This is a genomic window from Pseudomonas sp. PA15(2017), assembly GCF_001945395.1.
Taxonomy (GTDB): Bacteria; Pseudomonadota; Gammaproteobacteria; order Pseudomonadales; family Pseudomonadaceae; genus Aquipseudomonas.
On record NZ_MSXV01000044.1, the window covers coordinates 237,936 to 252,848 of the forward strand.

At 64.1% G+C, this 14,913-nt stretch carries 15 protein-coding genes; 11 read left to right on the top strand and 4 right to left on the bottom strand.

Annotation, left to right across the window (positions count from 1 at the left end; translation table 11 throughout):
* Positions 1-37 precede the first annotated feature (37 nt).
* Positions 38-1,420 (top strand): oxygen-independent coproporphyrinogen III oxidase, encoded by a 1,383-nt coding sequence (hemN, locus tag BVH03_RS14890; RefSeq protein WP_075961882.1) that lies wholly within the window; start codon positions 38-40, stop codon positions 1,418-1,420.
* Positions 1,421-1,452: 32 nt separating this feature from the next.
* On the opposite strand, the gene BVH03_RS14895 is transcribed toward hemN, so the two are convergent.
* Positions 1,453-1,935, bottom strand: coding sequence for a hypothetical protein (locus BVH03_RS14895; protein WP_075961883.1), 483 nt, complete (start codon positions 1,933-1,935; stop codon positions 1,453-1,455).
* A 145-nt stretch (positions 1,936-2,080) separates the two neighbouring features.
* On the opposite strand from BVH03_RS14895, the gene fnr reads away from it, so the two are divergent.
* Together fnr and BVH03_RS14905 are read left to right on the top strand one after the other, a co-directional pair.
* Positions 2,081-2,815, top strand: coding sequence for a fumarate/nitrate reduction transcriptional regulator Fnr (gene fnr, locus BVH03_RS14900; RefSeq protein WP_075961884.1), 735 nt, complete (start codon positions 2,081-2,083; stop codon positions 2,813-2,815).
* A gap of 26 nt (positions 2,816-2,841) precedes the next feature.
* On the top strand, positions 2,842-3,390 hold the full coding sequence (locus tag BVH03_RS14905) for an adenine phosphoribosyltransferase (protein ID WP_075961885.1): 549 nt from the start codon (positions 2,842-2,844) through the stop codon (positions 3,388-3,390).
* A 146-nt stretch (positions 3,391-3,536) separates the two neighbouring features.
* On the opposite strand, the gene BVH03_RS14910 is transcribed toward BVH03_RS14905, so the two are convergent.
* The 3 genes from BVH03_RS14910 to BVH03_RS14920 all read right to left on the bottom strand — a co-directional run bounded on the left by BVH03_RS14910 (position 3,537) and on the right by BVH03_RS14920 (position 6,589).
* Entirely contained in the window at positions 3,537-4,490 is a 954-nt protein-coding gene (locus BVH03_RS14910; protein ID WP_075961886.1) for an ABC transporter substrate-binding protein, read from the bottom strand.
* Between the two features lie 73 nt (positions 4,491-4,563).
* Positions 4,564-5,508, bottom strand: coding sequence for an ABC transporter substrate-binding protein (locus tag BVH03_RS14915; RefSeq protein WP_075961887.1), 945 nt, complete (start codon positions 5,506-5,508; stop codon positions 4,564-4,566).
* 16 nt (positions 5,509-5,524) lie between these two features.
* Positions 5,525-6,589 carry an LLM class flavin-dependent oxidoreductase gene (locus tag BVH03_RS14920; protein ID WP_143485976.1) on the bottom strand — a complete coding sequence of 355 codons (1,065 nt, stop codon included), beginning with the start codon at positions 6,587-6,589 and terminating at the stop codon, positions 5,525-5,527.
* A 387-nt stretch (positions 6,590-6,976) separates the two neighbouring features.
* Between BVH03_RS14920 and BVH03_RS14925 the strand changes: the two genes are divergently transcribed.
* From BVH03_RS14925 to BVH03_RS26375, 8 genes are all read left to right on the top strand, one after another.
* Positions 6,977-7,579, top strand: coding sequence for a cysteine dioxygenase (locus BVH03_RS14925; RefSeq protein ID WP_075961889.1), 603 nt, complete (start codon positions 6,977-6,979; stop codon positions 7,577-7,579).
* Positions 7,576-9,159 carry a rhodanese-related sulfurtransferase gene (locus tag BVH03_RS14930; protein WP_075961890.1) on the top strand — a complete coding sequence of 528 codons (1,584 nt, stop codon included), beginning with the start codon at positions 7,576-7,578 and terminating at the stop codon, positions 9,157-9,159. The genes BVH03_RS14925 and BVH03_RS14930 overlap by 4 nt, the downstream gene beginning before the upstream one ends.
* A 490-nt stretch (positions 9,160-9,649) precedes the next feature.
* The gene (locus BVH03_RS14935) at positions 9,650-10,543 is read left to right on the top strand and encodes a LysR family transcriptional regulator (protein WP_075961891.1); all 894 of its coding nucleotides are present in this window, start codon (positions 9,650-9,652) and stop codon (positions 10,541-10,543) included.
* Positions 10,544-10,818: 275 nt separating this feature from the next.
* Complete coding sequence (locus BVH03_RS14940; RefSeq protein ID WP_075961892.1) at positions 10,819-12,018, top strand: acyl-CoA dehydrogenase family protein; 1,200 nt, start codon at positions 10,819-10,821, stop codon at positions 12,016-12,018.
* 79 nt (positions 12,019-12,097) lie between these two features.
* Positions 12,098-12,892 (top strand): class II aldolase/adducin family protein, encoded by a 795-nt coding sequence (locus BVH03_RS14945; protein WP_075961893.1) that lies wholly within the window; start codon positions 12,098-12,100, stop codon positions 12,890-12,892.
* A 16-nt stretch (positions 12,893-12,908) separates the two neighbouring features.
* On the top strand, positions 12,909-13,733 hold the full coding sequence (locus BVH03_RS14950) for an ABC transporter permease subunit (RefSeq protein ID WP_083640071.1): 825 nt from the start codon (positions 12,909-12,911) through the stop codon (positions 13,731-13,733).
* 3 nt (positions 13,734-13,736) lie between these two features.
* Positions 13,737-14,531 (top strand): ABC transporter ATP-binding protein, encoded by a 795-nt coding sequence (locus tag BVH03_RS14955; protein WP_075961894.1) that lies wholly within the window; start codon positions 13,737-13,739, stop codon positions 14,529-14,531.
* 16 nt (positions 14,532-14,547) lie between these two features.
* Positions 14,548-14,700, top strand: coding sequence for a hypothetical protein (locus BVH03_RS26375; RefSeq protein ID WP_168175623.1), 153 nt, complete (start codon positions 14,548-14,550; stop codon positions 14,698-14,700).
* Positions 14,701-14,913 lie beyond the last annotated feature (213 nt).

The window sequence follows — 14,913 nt, forward strand, 5'->3', positions numbered from 1 at the left end:
AGACTGCTGAGCAATCAACGCTGAAGCGGAATTCGCCATGCTCGACGCCATCCAGTGGGATTCCGACCTGATCCGCCGCTACGATCAAGCCGGCCCGCGCTACACCTCCTACCCGACCGCCGTGCAGTTCCACGACGGCGTCGGCTCATTCGACCTGCTGCACGCCCTGCGCGAGAGTCGCCGCGCCCTGCGTCCGCTGTCGCTGTACCTGCACCTGCCGTTCTGCGCCAACATCTGCTACTACTGCGCCTGCAACAAGGTCATCACCAAGGATCGCGGCCGCACCCAGCCGTACCTGCAAGCCCTGGAGCGGGAGATGGCGCTGATCGGCCTGCATGTCGACAAGCGCCAGCGCATCGAACAGCTGCACCTGGGCGGCGGCACCCCGACCTTTCTCAGCCATGACGAACTGCGCCAGCTGATGGGCAAGCTGCGCGAGCACTTCACACTGCTCGACGACGACTCCGGCGACTACAGCATCGAGATCGACCCGCGCGAGGCGGACTGGTCGACCATGGGCCTGCTGCGCGAGCTGGGTTTCAACCGCGTCAGCCTCGGCGTGCAGGACCTGGACCCCAACGTGCAGCGCGCCATCAACCGCCTGCAGAGCCTGGAAGAAACCCGCGCCATCATCGAGGCGGCGCGCACCCTGCAATTTCGCTCGGTGAACATCGACCTGATCTATGGCCTGCCGCTGCAGACGCCGGAGAATTTCGCCCGTACGGTGCAGCAGGTCATCGCCCTGCAGCCGGATCGTCTGTCGCTGTTCAACTACGCCCATCTGCCGGAGCGTTTCATGCCGCAACGGCGCATCGACAGCGGGCAGCTACCGAGCGCGGCAGCCAAGCTGGCCATGCTGCAGGGCAGCATCGAGCAGCTGGCCAGCGCGGGTTATCGCTATATCGGCATGGACCATTTCGCCCTGCCCGATGACGAGCTGGCCAGCGCCCAGGAAGACGGCAGCCTGCAGCGCAACTTCCAGGGCTATACCACCCACGGCCACTGCGACCTGATCGGTCTGGGCGTATCGTCGATCAGCCAGATCGGCGACCTGTACTGCCAGAACGGCTCGGACCTGGCCGCCTATCAGACCAGCCTGAACAATCGCCAGTTGGCGACCCAACGCGGCCTGGGCTGCAACGCTGACGATCGCATTCGCCGCGCCGTGATTCAGCAGCTGATCTGTCACTTCCAATTGGCGTTCGCGGATATCGAAGAGCATTTCGCCATCACTATGCCCAGCTACTTCGCGGACGCCTGGCCGGCGCTGCAGCAGTTGCACCGCGACGGTCTGATCGATTTGCGTGACAGCGGCATCGAGGTCCTGCCGGCGGGACGCCTGCTGGTGCGCTCGCTGTGCATGCTGTTCGACCGCTACCTGGGCGAGACCAACCTGCAGCGTTTTTCGCGGGTGATCTGAGTGCGTCGCGGCGTGACCGACGAACCTGCCGATCAGCTGCTCATCAGCGACGACACGGTGGCACTCTGCTGTTGGCTGAGGCCCGAATCTCTCATCGCCTTGACCAATTGAGCGCTGGCAGAGCTGAGTGCACCGCTGATGGAGCTGACTTGGTTCTGCAGGGCCTGAACACTGGCCTGCCGCGTCTCGTCGTCCGTATCGCTTTGCATGATCGCCTGCAACTCGGCCATTTTCTGCGCGAGTTGCATCTTCAACTCACGAATCATCTTCAGAAGTTCCTTGATGGTCATAGGCAAATCGCTTTCATCGATATCTTTATTCTTGTCCTTCTCCTTGGATCGCGCCAGACCTTCCATCGACAAGGTGATTTTGACGCCAGGCTCTGCAGCTACGCTGGCTAGCGGCACGGCTACAACGGCTTGATCGCTGGTTTCAGCAGGTGCAGGGGCGGCAGCCAGCGCTGAGCTGGCCAGCGAGGTATTGCGCTCGACCGAAACGGGGGTATCCACACGCATCAGCAATTCTCCTTTTCCGTTCACTACTCGGTTCAAGTCTATCGGCAGGCACGTGCGACACTTGAGCCCCCTGCGGCAGGTGGCCGCGCACCCCTCTGGTGCGTTACCCTTACGACTTCTGAGTGATTACCTAGGGATAAGGGCGATGTCCGAAAGCATCAAGCTGCGTACTACTCACCAGGCACACTGCAAGGACTGCAGCCTCGCCAGCCTCTGCCTGCCCCTTTCGCTGGATCTCGAAGACATGGACGCGCTCGACGATATCGTCAAACGCGGCCGTCCCCTGAAAAAAGGCGAGTTCCTGTTCCGCCAGGGTGACACCTTCAACTCGGTGTTCGCCGTACGCTCCGGCGCGCTGAAAACGTTCAGCCTGAGCGACGCCGGCGAGGAGCAGATCACCGGCTTCCACCTGCCTAGCGAACTGGTCGGCCTGTCCGGCATGGACACCGAGCTGTATCCGGTATCGGCCCAGGCACTGGAAACCACTTCGGTCTGCGAAATCCCCTTCGAGCGCCTCGACGAACTGTCGGTGAGCCTGCCCCAGCTGCGCCGCCAGTTGATGCGCGTGATGAGCCGCGAAATTCGTGACGACCAGCAAATGATGTTGCTGCTCTCCAAGAAGACCGCCGACGAGCGCATCGCCACCTTTCTGGTCAACCTGTCCGCGCGCTTCAGCGCCCGTGGCTTCTCGGCCAACCAGTTCCGCCTGTCGATGTCGCGCAACGAGATCGGCAATCACCTGGGCCTGGCCGTGGAAACCGTCTCGCGGGTGTTCACACGCTTCCAGCAGAGCAACCTGATCGAGGCCGAAGGCAAGGAAGTGCATATTCTCGACCCGATCGAGCTGTGCGCCCTGGCAGGTGGTAACCTTAAAGGCTGATACCCCCGTTAAGGATTCACCCAGCCATGATCTTTGATGAATTCACCATCAAGACCCTTATCCGCCCGGTCAACGACTTCCCCAAACCGGGCGTGGTATTTCGCGACATCACGCCGCTGTTCCAGTCCCCTCGTGCCCTGCGCATGGTCATCGACAGCCTGATCCAGCGCTACGTCGAAGCGGACTTCAGCCACGTCGGCGCCATGGATGCACGGGGTTTTCTGATCGGATCGATTCTCTCCTACGAGCTGAACAAGCCGCTGGTGCTGTTTCGCAAGCAGGGCAAGCTGCCGGCTGACGTGCTCAGCCAGGGCTACCAGACCGAATACGGCGAGGCCTTCCTGGAGGCCCACGCCGACAGTCTGTGCGAAGGCGACAAGGTACTGATCGTCGACGACCTGATCGCCACTGGCGGCACGCTCCTGGCTGCCGTGCAACTGGTCAAGCGCATGGGCGCCGAACTGTATGAAGCGGCCGCGATCATCGACCTGCCGGAGCTAGGCGGCTCGCGCAAACTGCAGGACATGGGCATCCCCACCTACAGCCTGACGGCTTTCACCCTCGACGAGCGCTGAGAGCGCCTTCCGGCAACGCGCCCATCGACGAGCGAAACGCTCGCTCAACCGATGGGCGTCTGCCCCCCGCTCTCCGATGTGTTTTTCCGCGCCCTCGGCCCATCTGGACCTGAGGACCGGTATCCATCGAGCGCCAGGATCTTTACTCATTGCGCCCGGGCGGTGGCCGGTTGCAAGGTCGAGGTGAAGGAGCTGTCGAACAGCCGCTCGGCCGGATACCCCTTCACCAGCCCCAGACCGGCGAAAAAATCGACGGTCTGTTGCGCCTGCTCGATGGCTGCCGGCGTTACCGGGCCGATGTCGGTGCGGGCACGGGCGAACCAGGCACGGGCGACGGATTCGTTAGCGCGGGTGTGCTTGGCCCAGGCGCTGGCGTAGGCGTCGGTGTGGGCCGGGTTGGCCAGCGCCCATTCACGGGCACGTTTCAGGCGCTGCAGAAAGTCGCCGATGATCGCGCGTTTGCCGGCCAGAGCCTTGTCGCTGGCGACGGCGAAGCTCTGCGCGGGGATCAGCCCCTCGGCAGTGGTCAGCACGCGGGCGCCGTGGCGCTCGGCCTGGGTGACGTAGGGCTCCCAGGTGGCGATCACGTCCACCGAACCGCCCTCCAGTGCATGGGAGGCATCGAGCGCGCTCAGGTAGCTCAACTGCAGATCGTCCCGGGCGATACCCTCACGGTCCAGCGCGGTGAACAGCAGTTGCTGGCTCCAGGAACCCTTCCACACGGCAGCGCGCTTGCCGCGCAAATCCGCCAGGTTGCGAATCGGCGAGTCCTCGCGCACCAAGATGGCCACGCCTTGCAGATTCTGTTTGGTTACCGCCACCACCTTGATGGGCGCGCCCAGAGCGCCGAGAAACAACGGCGGCGCATCGCCGAGCAAGCCCAGGTCGAGGCTGCCGACATTCAGTGCCTCGGCGACCGGCGAGCCCGCGGTGAACTGCTTCCAGTCGACCTCATAGGGCACGTCATCGAGCACGCCGGCAGCCTCCATGACGGTACGGGTGTTGTAACTCTGGTCACCGATGACCAGGGTCTCGGCCAGAGCGGAGACCGAAACCAGCGCGGTGGCCGTGGCCAGCGCCAGACAGCGAAAGATGCGCATGTGGAGATGTCCTGTGGTATGGGCTGTCGATCCGCGCGCGCGGTCTCGTGAGTGATGGCCAGCGAATTGAGGGTTAATCAAAGGCCTTGTCGAATGACGTGTCGATGATCCTGCTGGTGTCGACTTTCTGTTTCAGCGTACCGGTCTCTATGAGGAAGTCAGCGGTCTCCTGATAGTCGCGCGCAGCCTGCTCGTCGACCGGGCCGATGGTCATGTTGGCGTGGCCGATCCAGTTGCGAGATACCGCCTGATCCAGGTTGGCCTTCTTGGCCCACAGATCGGCGTAGTCCTCCTTGTTAGCCTCGACCCAGGCGCGGGCTTTCTGCAAGCGGCCAAGGAAGTCGGCGATGGCGGCGCGCTTGGGCTCGATCGATTCGGCGTTGGCGGCGATGCTCGACAGCCCCGGCATCAGCCCCTTGGCGGTAATGATTGGCTTGGCACCAGAGAACAGGGTTTGCTGTGAGATATAGGGCTCCCACACAGGGAAGGCATCGATGCTGCCTTGGGGAAAGGCAGCCGCCGCATCGATGGGCATCAGTTTGACGAACTCGATGTAATCCTGGGGCAGACCGGCCTTTTCCAGCGCACGCAAGGTCAGTTGCTGGCTCCAGGCGCCGGGCCAGTAGGCGACCTTCTTACCCTTGAGGTCTTCGATGGTTTTGACGGTGGAGTCCTTCGGCACCAGCAAGGCGATGGTGTCCGGGTTCTGCCGCGACACGCCGATCAGCTTGACCGGCGCGCCTTTGGCAGCCAGGAAGATGAAGCCCGAGTCACCGAGAAAACCAAGGTCGACGGCGCCTGCCTCCAGCGCCTCGGCGACCGGGGCGGCGGACTGGAAGTGCTTCCAGTCCACGCTGTACGGCGCGCCTTCCAATACGCCGGAAGCCTCCACCGAGGCGCGCACGTTGTAGTAGTTCTGATCACCAATGCGCAGCACCGTTGGGTCTGCGGCGTGTGCCAGGGGCGCAGCCACGGCGATGGTCGCCAGGCTGCGACGTAACAGGGAAAGCAGTTTCATTGGGCAATCTCCAGAGTCAGCCGGCCCGGCGCTGTTGCAGGGTGGCGATATGTTCACGAATTGCCGGGATCAGGCCCCGACCGTAGAGTTCGGCGTCGTCCAGGGGATCGAAACCGCGAATCAGAAAGGTGGACGCGCCGTGCTGCCAGTAGCGGCCGAGCGACGCGGCGACCTGCTCGGCGGTGCCGACCAGCGCGGTGGAATTCCACTGCGCGCCGGTCAGGCGGGCCACGCCGGTCCACAACCGCTCGTCCAGCACCTCGCCGCGCTGCGCGGCGGCCAGCAGGCGCTGTGAGCCGGTATTGGCTGGCGCATGCTCGTTGATCGGCAGGCCAAGACGAGTACGGTTCTCGCGAATGCGTTCGAGAAGCTCGGCCGCGCGCTTCCAGGCGCCCTCCTCGGTATCGGCGATGATCGGCCGGAAGGAAACCGACACCCGCGGGCTGCGCCCCTGGCGCTGGGCTGCGGCGCGCACCTGCTGCACGTGCTCGGCGAAGTCGGCGAGCGGCTCACCCCATAGCATGTAGGTGTCGGCGTGCCGCGCCGCCACCTGGATGGCAGCAGGCGAGGAACCACTGAAATAGATCGGGATGTGCGGCTTCTGCCGGGTGCGCACGCTGGGCAGCGCACCCTTGAAGCGGTAGTAGTGTCCGTGGTGATCGACCGGCGCCTGGGCGGTCCAGATCGCCTTGAGGGCGTCCAGGTATTCGTCGGTGCGTGCGTAACGTTGATCATGGTCGAGCCAATCGCCGTCGCGCTGCTGATCGGCATCGCTGCCGCCGCTGATCACGTTGAGCGCCAGGCGCCCATCGCTGAACTGATCCAGGGTCGCCAGTTGGCGGGCCGCGAGCGGTGGCGCGATCACCCCGGGCCGATAGGCCAGCAGGATGCCCAGGCGTTCGGTGGCGGCGGCGATGAACGAGCTGACCACCGCACCCTCGGCGCCATTGGAAAAGTAACCGACCAGGGCGCGGTCGAAACCCGCGCGCTCATGGGCCTGGGCGAAACGCCGGACGAAGTCGGCATCTACCGCATCGCCAAGTGGCTGGTCCACTTCCGAACTGGGGGTGGCGGTGATCATGCCGATGATTTCCACGCTCATGTCGCGCTCCTGAGTATGTTGGGCAGGCGCCAGCACGACAGAGCATTTTCTTTATAAAAGCGCGTCCGTGCCTAACTAATGCTTATAACGCTACGCAAGCGGCATTCAATTAGGAAATTCATTTTAGTCATAACCTAATATGCATAAACAGCAGTTGAGACTTTCATCGCTTCGCGGCTCGAAGGCTTGCTCCAAGAAAATGGCTACCGAGCGAAGGTGTGCCGCTGAAGCGCCAGCAGGCCCGCCTTATAAATTCTTAATTCGCATATTAGCTTATGAACAAATTGAATTTTTATGAACATAAGCGGTTTGCTACCGTTACCGTTCGATGCCCTGCAGGGCTTAAGCAAACCACCGGATATCCGCATGAGCGCCCACCCCAATCTGCAACGCCTGCGCCAGTTCGTCGATGCACTGGCGCAATTGCTCGACAGCTCACCCGCAGAACACGTGGTACTCGAGCACGGCGCTGGACTGCTGCATCAGCTGGTCAGTCACGACGACTGGCTGCCGCCTGCCTTCGCCCAGCCCGACCCGCAGCGCTATCAGCAATTTCTGCTGCACGCCGATACGCGCCAGCGCTTTTCCATCGTCAGCTTCGTCTGGGGGCCTGGCCAGAGCACGCCAGTGCACGATCACCGGGTCTGGGGCCTGATCGGCATGCTGCGCGGCGCCGAGCTGTCCCAGGGCTTCGTCCGCGATGCTGCCGGCTTGCGCCCCGAAGGACCGGCAGTGCGCCTGCAACCCGGCCAGGTGGAAGCCGTGTCCCCGCGCATCGGTGATATCCACCGGGTCAGCAACGCCTTCGACGATCGCACCTCCATCAGCATCCACGTCTACGGCGCCAACATCGGCGCGGTACGGCGCGCTGTTTACCTTGAGGACAGCAGCGAGAAGCCGTTCATTTCCGGCTATTCCAACAGCCTTCTTCCCAATCTCTGGGACCTGTCCAAAGAGAATCCTGCATGAGCCAGATCGCCACCCGTTCCTTCCACGCCATCCGCCAGGCCCTGCTCGTCAAGCAGGAAGTGGCGTTGATCGATGTCCGCGAAGAGGCGCCATTTGCCGAAGCGCATCCGTTGTTCGCGGCCAATATTCCGTTATCCAAGCTGGAACTGGAGGTCTATGCGCGCATCCCGCGGCGCGATACCGCCGTGACCCTCTATGACGACGGCGAAGGCCTGGCAGAGCAAGCGGCCAACCGCCTGGCCGCACTGGGTTATAGCCAGGTGGCGCTGCTCGAAGGCGGCCTGGCCGGCTGGCGCGATGCCGGTGGCGAGCTGTTTCGCGACGTCAACGTGCCGAGTAAGGCATTTGGCGAGCTGGTCGAGAGCGTGCGCCACACACCGTCGCTGGCTGCCGAAGACGTCAAGGCTCTGCTCGATGCCAAGGCCGACGTGGTAGTGCTCGATGCCCGCCGCTTCGACGAATACCAGACCATGAGCATCCCTACCGGCATCAGCGTGCCGGGCGCCGAGCTGGTGCTGCGCGCCCGTGAACTGGCGCCCGATCCGGCCACCCGTATCGTGGTGAACTGTGCCGGTCGCACCCGCAGCATCATCGGCACCCAGTCGCTGGTCAACGCCGGCCTGCCCAACCCGGTAGCGGCGCTGCGCAATGGCACCATCGGCTGGACCCTGGCTGGCCAGCAGCTGGAACACGGCCAGACGCGGCGCTTCGGTGAGGTGAGCGAGCGCAATCATCAGCAGGCCGCGCAATCGGCACGCGCCGTGGCGAACGAGGCTGGCGTCGGCCGCGCCAGCCTGCAGGAGCTGGCACGCTGGCAGGCAGAGAGCGCCCGCACCACGTATCTGTTCGACGTGCGCACGCCGCAAGAGTACGAGGCCAGCCATCTGCCGGGCGCGCGCTCGACGCCAGGCGGCCAGTTGGTGCAGGAAACCGACCACTTCGCCAGCGTGCGCGGCGCCCGCCTGGTGCTCGCCGACGATGACGGCGTGCGCGCCAACATGAGCGCCTCCTGGCTGGCTCAGTTGGGCTGGGAAGTGCACGTGCTCGACGGCCTGCAGGACAGCGACTTCACCGCACGTGGCGCCTGGCAGCCACCATTGCCAGCCCTGCCGCAACCCGCCGCCATCGATGCGCAGACGCTGGCCGCCTGGCAGGCCGAAGGCGACACGCTGGTGCTGGACTTCACTACCAGCGCCAACCATGTCGCCCGGCATATCCCGGGCGCCTGGTGGGCATTGCGTTCGCAGCTGCCGCAAGCCCTGGAAAAACTGCCGGTGGCCAAACGCTATGTGCTCACCTGTGGCAGCAGCCTGCTGGCCCGCTTCGCGGTCAGCGAACTGGAGGAGCTGACCGGCAAGCCAGTGGCACTGCTCGAAGGCGGCACGGCGGCCTGGGTCGCTGCCGGCCTGCCGGTGGAGAGCGGCGACCAGCACCTGGCGGTACCCCGTAGCGACCGCTATCGCCGCCCGTACGAGGGCACCGACAACCCGCGCGAAGCCATGCAGGGCTACCTGGATTGGGAGTTCGGCCTGGTCGAGCAACTGGGCCGCGATGGGACCCATCACTTCCAGGTGATCTGATCACCTGCTCATAACCTTTCAGTACAGGTTCGTCGATCTTGGCAGCTAAGTGGGGAGCGGCCGTTCGCTCCCATAGGGTGGACTGGTGATTATCTGTGGGAGCGGGCCATGCCCGCGAAAAAATCACGGGCATGGACTAGGGTCTGCTCCCATAAGTAAAGCAACGATGTCCGCTTCTGCTTTGTCGTGGCCGCTTCATGCGCAGACATCTTGAACAGGCCCTGAGAGGCTGAAAGCTGTACCAGGAGGCTCTCGTCGAGCCCCTTGTTCCTGCGCCTCGAGTTTTCCAATGGCCGCGGTAAATGCCCTGCGCTGCCACCCTACCCGCTTACTTCGCGGCCACTACGCAAAAGCAGGCTGGCGATTCAGTGCTTTGCCAAACCGCCCCTGCCTTGCCGGTCGCACTGCCAAATCGATCCTTACTCTGGCTCGATCCAGCGAGTTATTCTATAGGCGTATTTTTTCCAACTCTTAATATGTGAGCGCAAAGATGAAAATCGATGACATGGATGCATTCGTTGCGGTGATCCGCTGTCAATCGACCAAGCTGGCGGCCGATGCGCTGCAACTGACCCAGCCAGCCATCACCCGGCGCGTACAGAATTTCGAGGAAGACCTGGGCGCCAACCTGCTCGACCGCAACACCAAACCGCTCAAGCCGACGCCCATGGGCCTGCGCGTCTATGAGCAGTGCAAGGCGATCCTGCGTGAGATCGATTCGTTGCGCGAACTGGTGGCTAGCGACGGCTCGCCCAGCGGTTCGCTACGCCTTGGCGTGCCACAGACCATCAGCGATGTGGTGCTGCTCGATGCCCTGCAACAGATTCGCGAAACCTTCCCGGAGCTCAAGACCCAGGTCGTCAACGGCTGGGGCAGCAGCCTGATCGCGCGCATGGAAAACGGCGAACTGGACGCCGCCGCAGCGCTCTTTCCGGCCGGCAAGATCTTTCCCGAAGGTATCGCCAGCCGCTCCATCGGTCGCATGCCGCTGCTGGTGGTCGCGGCCAAGGGCGCCGTTCGCAAGCGCAGCTGCAAGCTCAAGGACTGCTACCAGCAAGGCTGGGTGCTCAACCCGGACGGCTGCGGGTTCCGCGCCGGCCTGCAGCGTGCGCTGTCCGAGCAAGGCCTGTCGCTGCAGATCAACCTGGAAACCTTCGGCACCGAACTGCAACTGGGGCTGGTCGCCAGCGGCATGGGTTTCGGCCTGGTGCCGGCGCCACTGCTGGAACGCAGCGGCCATCGCGACGAGCTGGACGTAATCAGCGTGGGCGACTTCAAGCCGATGATCGACCTCTGGCTGCTGCACCCGCAGTACCTGGGCAACCTGCAGGACGCCGTGAAGCTGTTCAGCGATGTCGCTGCCGAGCGCCTGCGCTCGATCTGACGCCGGAGCCTGTAAGCGCTCGAACCGCCCAGGCACCGCGATGATCGATACCTTGCCATGGCTACGGAAGTGCGTGTCCTGGTCGATATAAAATTCTATAAACGCATAACAATTAAAAATGTAATTCAGAAAAACTGATAATTAGCTTAGAACGAAAAAGACTTTTACAGCATTAATCTATAAGAATACGGTCTCACTCAAGCCACCTCATCACCCTGGGGCGCTCAGAAATCCAACAGGCATTGCCTGCCCTCTGCGCCAGTGATGAGAGACCCATGACGCACCCTGCCGACACCCTCGCCTTTGCCGCCCAGCGCCAGTTCCCTGAGCGAGACGCGGCTCGCTTCGCCCGCCTGCTGGCTGAAATAACCCATACCCTGGCCGCCAGCGCCGAGCGTTTCGACCGCAGTGGCGAGTTTCCAGCGGAGAATTTCGCACTGCTGCAGCGCCACGGATTGCTGGCTTTGACGGTGCCGAAAAGCCTCGGCGGCAGCGGCGCAGAGCTAGCCACTGCGCGGCAGGTCATCAGCGCGGTGGCCAAGGGCGAGCCCTCCACCGCATTGATTCTGGTGATGCAATATCTGCAGCATTTTCGCCTGCAGCACAATCGCGCCTGGCCAGAGCATCTGCGCCGCCGAGTGGCGATCGATGCCGTCGAAGAGGGTGCACTGATCAATGCCTTTCGTGTCGAGCCAGAACTCGGCACGCCAGCGCGAGGCGGGCTGCCGGCGACCGTCGCTCGGCGCACTGCGCAAGGCTGGCGCCTCAGTGGCCGCAAGATTTACTCGACCGGCAGCCACGGTCTTACCTGGTACCTGGTGTGGGCTCGCAGCGACGACGCCGACCCATTGGTGGGCGGCTACCTGGTGCATCGCGATACCCCCGGCATCCAGATCGTCGGCGACTGGGATCACCTGGGCATGCGCGCCACCTGCAGCCACGAGGTGCGCTTCGATGAAGCGCTGATTCCCCTCGACCACGCCGTCAGTGTCAGCCCATGGAGCGCACCGAAGCCGGAGCTGGATAGCGAGGGCCTGCTGTGGATGTCGGTGCTGCTGCCGGCGCTCTACGACGGGGTGGCCCAGGCAGCGCGAGACTGGCTGGTGAGCTTTCTCGACGGGCGCAAACCGTCGAATCTCGGCGCGCCGCTGTCCAGCCTGCCGCGCTTCCAGGAAGTCGTGGGGCGCATCGACACGCTGCTGTTCGCCAATCGCACCCTGCTCGATTCGGCGGCCGCCGGCCAGGTCGATGCCAGTCACGCCGGGCAGATCAAGCAGTTGGTCAGCGGCAACGCGATCCGTGCCGTTGAGCTGGCCATCGAGGCCGCCGGCAACCCCGGTCTGTCACGCAAGAACCCGCTGGAGCGGCACCTGCGCGACGTGCTGTGCAGCCGCATCCACACCCCGCAGGACGACGTGGCCCTGAATACCGCTGGCCGCGCCGCCTTTGCCCATTTGCGCGAGGCGCAGCGATGAGCCGGCCCGAACGCCTGCGCAAGCCTGCGCCGCCTGCCCATACCACCAGCCGATTGCCCACCACGGCGAGGAGATTGCCATGAGTTCACTTGCCACCCTGCACAGCACCCCGTCGGTCAGGGAGCGCGTCAGCCCTGAAGAATGGGAGGTGCGCGTCAAGCTCGCGGCGGCCTATCAGCTGGCCGCGCTGTTTCGCTGGACGGACCATATCTACACGCACTTTTCCGCCCGTGTGCCGGGGCCGGACGAGCACTTCCTGATCAATGCCTTCGGCCTGCTGTTCGACGAAATCAGCGCCTCGAACCTGGTGAAGGTCGACGTCGACGGTACGATCATCGACGACCCGCTTGACCTGGGCATCAACCAGGCCGGCTACGTGATCCACAGCGCCATCCACCGTGCACGGCCTGATTTGCAGGCGGTGCTGCACACCCACACCCGCGACGGCGCCGCGGTCTCCGCCCAACGCGGCGGCCTGCTGCCGCTCTCGCAGCACGCCCTGGGCTACTACAGCCGGGTGAAGTACCACGACTACGAAGGCGTGGCGCTGGATCTCGACGAGCAGGAGCGCCTGGTCGCCGACCTGGGCGACAGCAACATCTTCATCCTGCGTAACCACGGGCTTCTGACCGGCGGCATCAGCGTCGAGCATGCGTTTCGCGAGCTGCATGGGCTGGAGCGCGCCTGTAACATCCAGATCGCCGCCCAGGCCGGGGGTAACGCCGACCTGTTGCACGCGCCGGCCGAAGCCATCGAGAAAGTGCGCCAGCAATCGGCGCGTTTCTCCGATGGCAAGGGCCCGGGCATCAAACTGCACTGGGACGCCCTGATTCGCCAGCTCGAGCGCGCATCGGGCCAGAGCTACAAGCACTGAGCGGCGGGAGATGCAGATGAGCGACACCAGCACCATCACCCTAAGCCGTGCGACACCGTCCGCCTGCCGCCGCCAATGGACGGCACCGGATTTCGTCCTGCGTCTGCTCAGCCCCCTGGCCATCCTGCTGCTGTGGGAAATCGCCTCGCGGGCCGGGCTGATTCCCACCCGAGTGATCGCCGCACCGAGCGAAATCAGCACCACGCTGTGGGAGCTGATCCGCAGTGGCGAGCTGCTGCGCCATCTGCTGGTATCGCTGCAACGCGCTGTCACCGGGTTGGGTATCGGCGTGGCCATCGGTGTCAGCGCGGCGTTGATCACCGGCCTGTCGAAACGCGGCGAGATCGCCCTCGACTCGCCCATGCAGATGCTGCGCACCATCCCATCCCTGGCCCTGGTGCCGCTGTTCATCCTGTGGTTCGGCATCGGCGAGTTCACCAAGGTGGCGCTGATCGTCATGGGCACCACCTTTCCGATCTACCTCAACCTGTTCGCCGGCATCCGCAACATCGACCCGAAACTGGTGGAGGCAGCCAACACCCTGGGCCTCAACCGTCGCGAGCTGATCTGGCACGTGATCCTGCCCGGCGCCCTGCCCTCGTTCTTCGTCGGCCTGCGCTATTCCCTGGGCATTTCCTGGCTGGCCCTGGTGTTCGTCGAGCAGATCAACACCACCGCTGGCATCGGCTTCCTGTCCAGCGATGCACGGGACTTCATGCGCACCGACGTGATCGTCATCTGCCTGCTGATCTACAGCCTGCTGGGTCTGCTCATCGACGGTTTGATCCGCACCCTGGAACGCCTGGCCCTGGCCTGGCGCCCTTCGTTCATAAGGACCTGATGCATGAATGCGCACAGCAAGATCGACTTCTCGCCGGCCGTCAGCCTGCGCGGCGTGGTGCGCCAGTTCGGCGACAACCGGGTGATCGATGGACTGGACCTGGACATCGCCCCTGGTGAGTTCGTCGCCCTGCTCGGCGCCAGCGGCTCCGGCAAGACCACCCTGCTGCGCTCCCTGGCCGGCCTCGACCCCATCGAGGGCGGCGAACTGAGTGCCCCACAGGCCCGCGCCGCGGTGTTCCAGGAACCCCGCCTGATGCCCTGGAAACGGGCCTGGAAGAACGTCACCCTCGGCCTGCGCGTGGCCAACCCCCGGGAGCGCGCCGTGCAGGCGCTCACCGAAGTCGGCCTGGCCCACCGCCTGGAAGCCTTTCCGGCCACCCTGTCCGGTGGTGAATCGCAGCGCGTGGCGCTGGCGCGCAGCCTGGTGCGCGAACCGAAACTGCTGCTGCTCGACGAACCCTTCGCCGCCCTCGATGCGCTGACCCGCATCCGCATGCATCGGCTGATCATCGACCTGTGGCACAAGCACACGCCGGCGGTGCTGCTGGTCACCCATGATGTCGATGAAGCGATCCTGCTCGCCGATCGCATCATCGTGCTGCAGCACGGGCGCATCGCCGAAGCTTTGCAGGTTGACCTCAGCCGCCCGCGAGACAACGGCCAGGCCGGCTTCAACGCCATCCGCACGCGCCTGCTGGCCCTGCTCGGCGTGGAAAAGGACGATCCAGAGAGCCTCGCGCGAGACCACAACCCATTCATCGCGCCGGGCTACCCGCTCAGCGCCATCGCCATCTGAGGCAGGACGCAAACGCATGAAAACACGCCTTGCACGACTCATCGAACGCCTGCGCGCCGGGCTGCACGACGATAGCCGCATCACCGCCCTGGTCGGCTGGCCCGGCCTGCCGGTAGACGGTGCCTGCCTGCAGGCCAGCGCGTCACGGCGCGACGGCCACGACCTCTAACTGGGCAGCTCCCCAGACAGATACGCAACACCCCGAGCGAGCCACCACCGCCTCATCGCTTACTCACCGCCCTCTGCAGCGCGCCCTGATGGCCGTGCCTGCCCGTGTGCGCTGCGCTCGGGCGGTGACTCATGCAGACGACCAATCGCCTCCATCCGGAATCAGGGACATTGCGATGCCAACACGACTCGACAGCGCATCCCGCCACACCAT

Bases quoted from the DNA above. Each gene is read 5' to 3' on its own strand.
- BVH03_RS14935 (WP_075961891.1), top strand. From the start codon at position 9,650: ATGAAAATCGATGACATGGATGCATTCGTTGCGGTGATCCGCTGTCAA.
- BVH03_RS14905 (WP_075961885.1), top strand. From the start codon at position 2,842: ATGATCTTTGATGAATTCACCATCAAGACCCTTATCCGCCCGGTCAAC.
- BVH03_RS14910 (WP_075961886.1), bottom strand. From the start codon at position 4,490: ATGCGCATCTTTCGCTGTCTGGCGCTGGCCACGGCCACCGCGCTGGTT.
- hemN (WP_075961882.1), top strand. From the start codon at position 38: ATGCTCGACGCCATCCAGTGGGATTCCGACCTGATCCGCCGCTACGAT.
- BVH03_RS14915 (WP_075961887.1), bottom strand. From the start codon at position 5,508: ATGAAACTGCTTTCCCTGTTACGTCGCAGCCTGGCGACCATCGCCGTG.
- BVH03_RS14955 (WP_075961894.1), top strand. From the start codon at position 13,737: ATGAATGCGCACAGCAAGATCGACTTCTCGCCGGCCGTCAGCCTGCGC.
- BVH03_RS14925 (WP_075961889.1), top strand. From the start codon at position 6,977: ATGAGCGCCCACCCCAATCTGCAACGCCTGCGCCAGTTCGTCGATGCA.
- BVH03_RS14940 (WP_075961892.1), top strand. From the start codon at position 10,819: ATGACGCACCCTGCCGACACCCTCGCCTTTGCCGCCCAGCGCCAGTTC.
- fnr (WP_075961884.1), top strand. From the start codon at position 2,081: ATGTCCGAAAGCATCAAGCTGCGTACTACTCACCAGGCACACTGCAAG.
- BVH03_RS14920 (WP_143485976.1), bottom strand. From the start codon at position 6,589: ATGATCACCGCCACCCCCAGTTCGGAAGTGGACCAGCCACTTGGCGAT.
- BVH03_RS14930 (WP_075961890.1), top strand. From the start codon at position 7,576: ATGAGCCAGATCGCCACCCGTTCCTTCCACGCCATCCGCCAGGCCCTG.
- BVH03_RS14950 (WP_083640071.1), top strand. From the start codon at position 12,909: ATGAGCGACACCAGCACCATCACCCTAAGCCGTGCGACACCGTCCGCC.
- BVH03_RS14895 (WP_075961883.1), bottom strand. From the start codon at position 1,935: ATGCGTGTGGATACCCCCGTTTCGGTCGAGCGCAATACCTCGCTGGCC.
- BVH03_RS26375 (WP_168175623.1), top strand. From the start codon at position 14,548: ATGAAAACACGCCTTGCACGACTCATCGAACGCCTGCGCGCCGGGCTG.
- BVH03_RS14945 (WP_075961893.1), top strand. From the start codon at position 12,098: ATGAGTTCACTTGCCACCCTGCACAGCACCCCGTCGGTCAGGGAGCGC.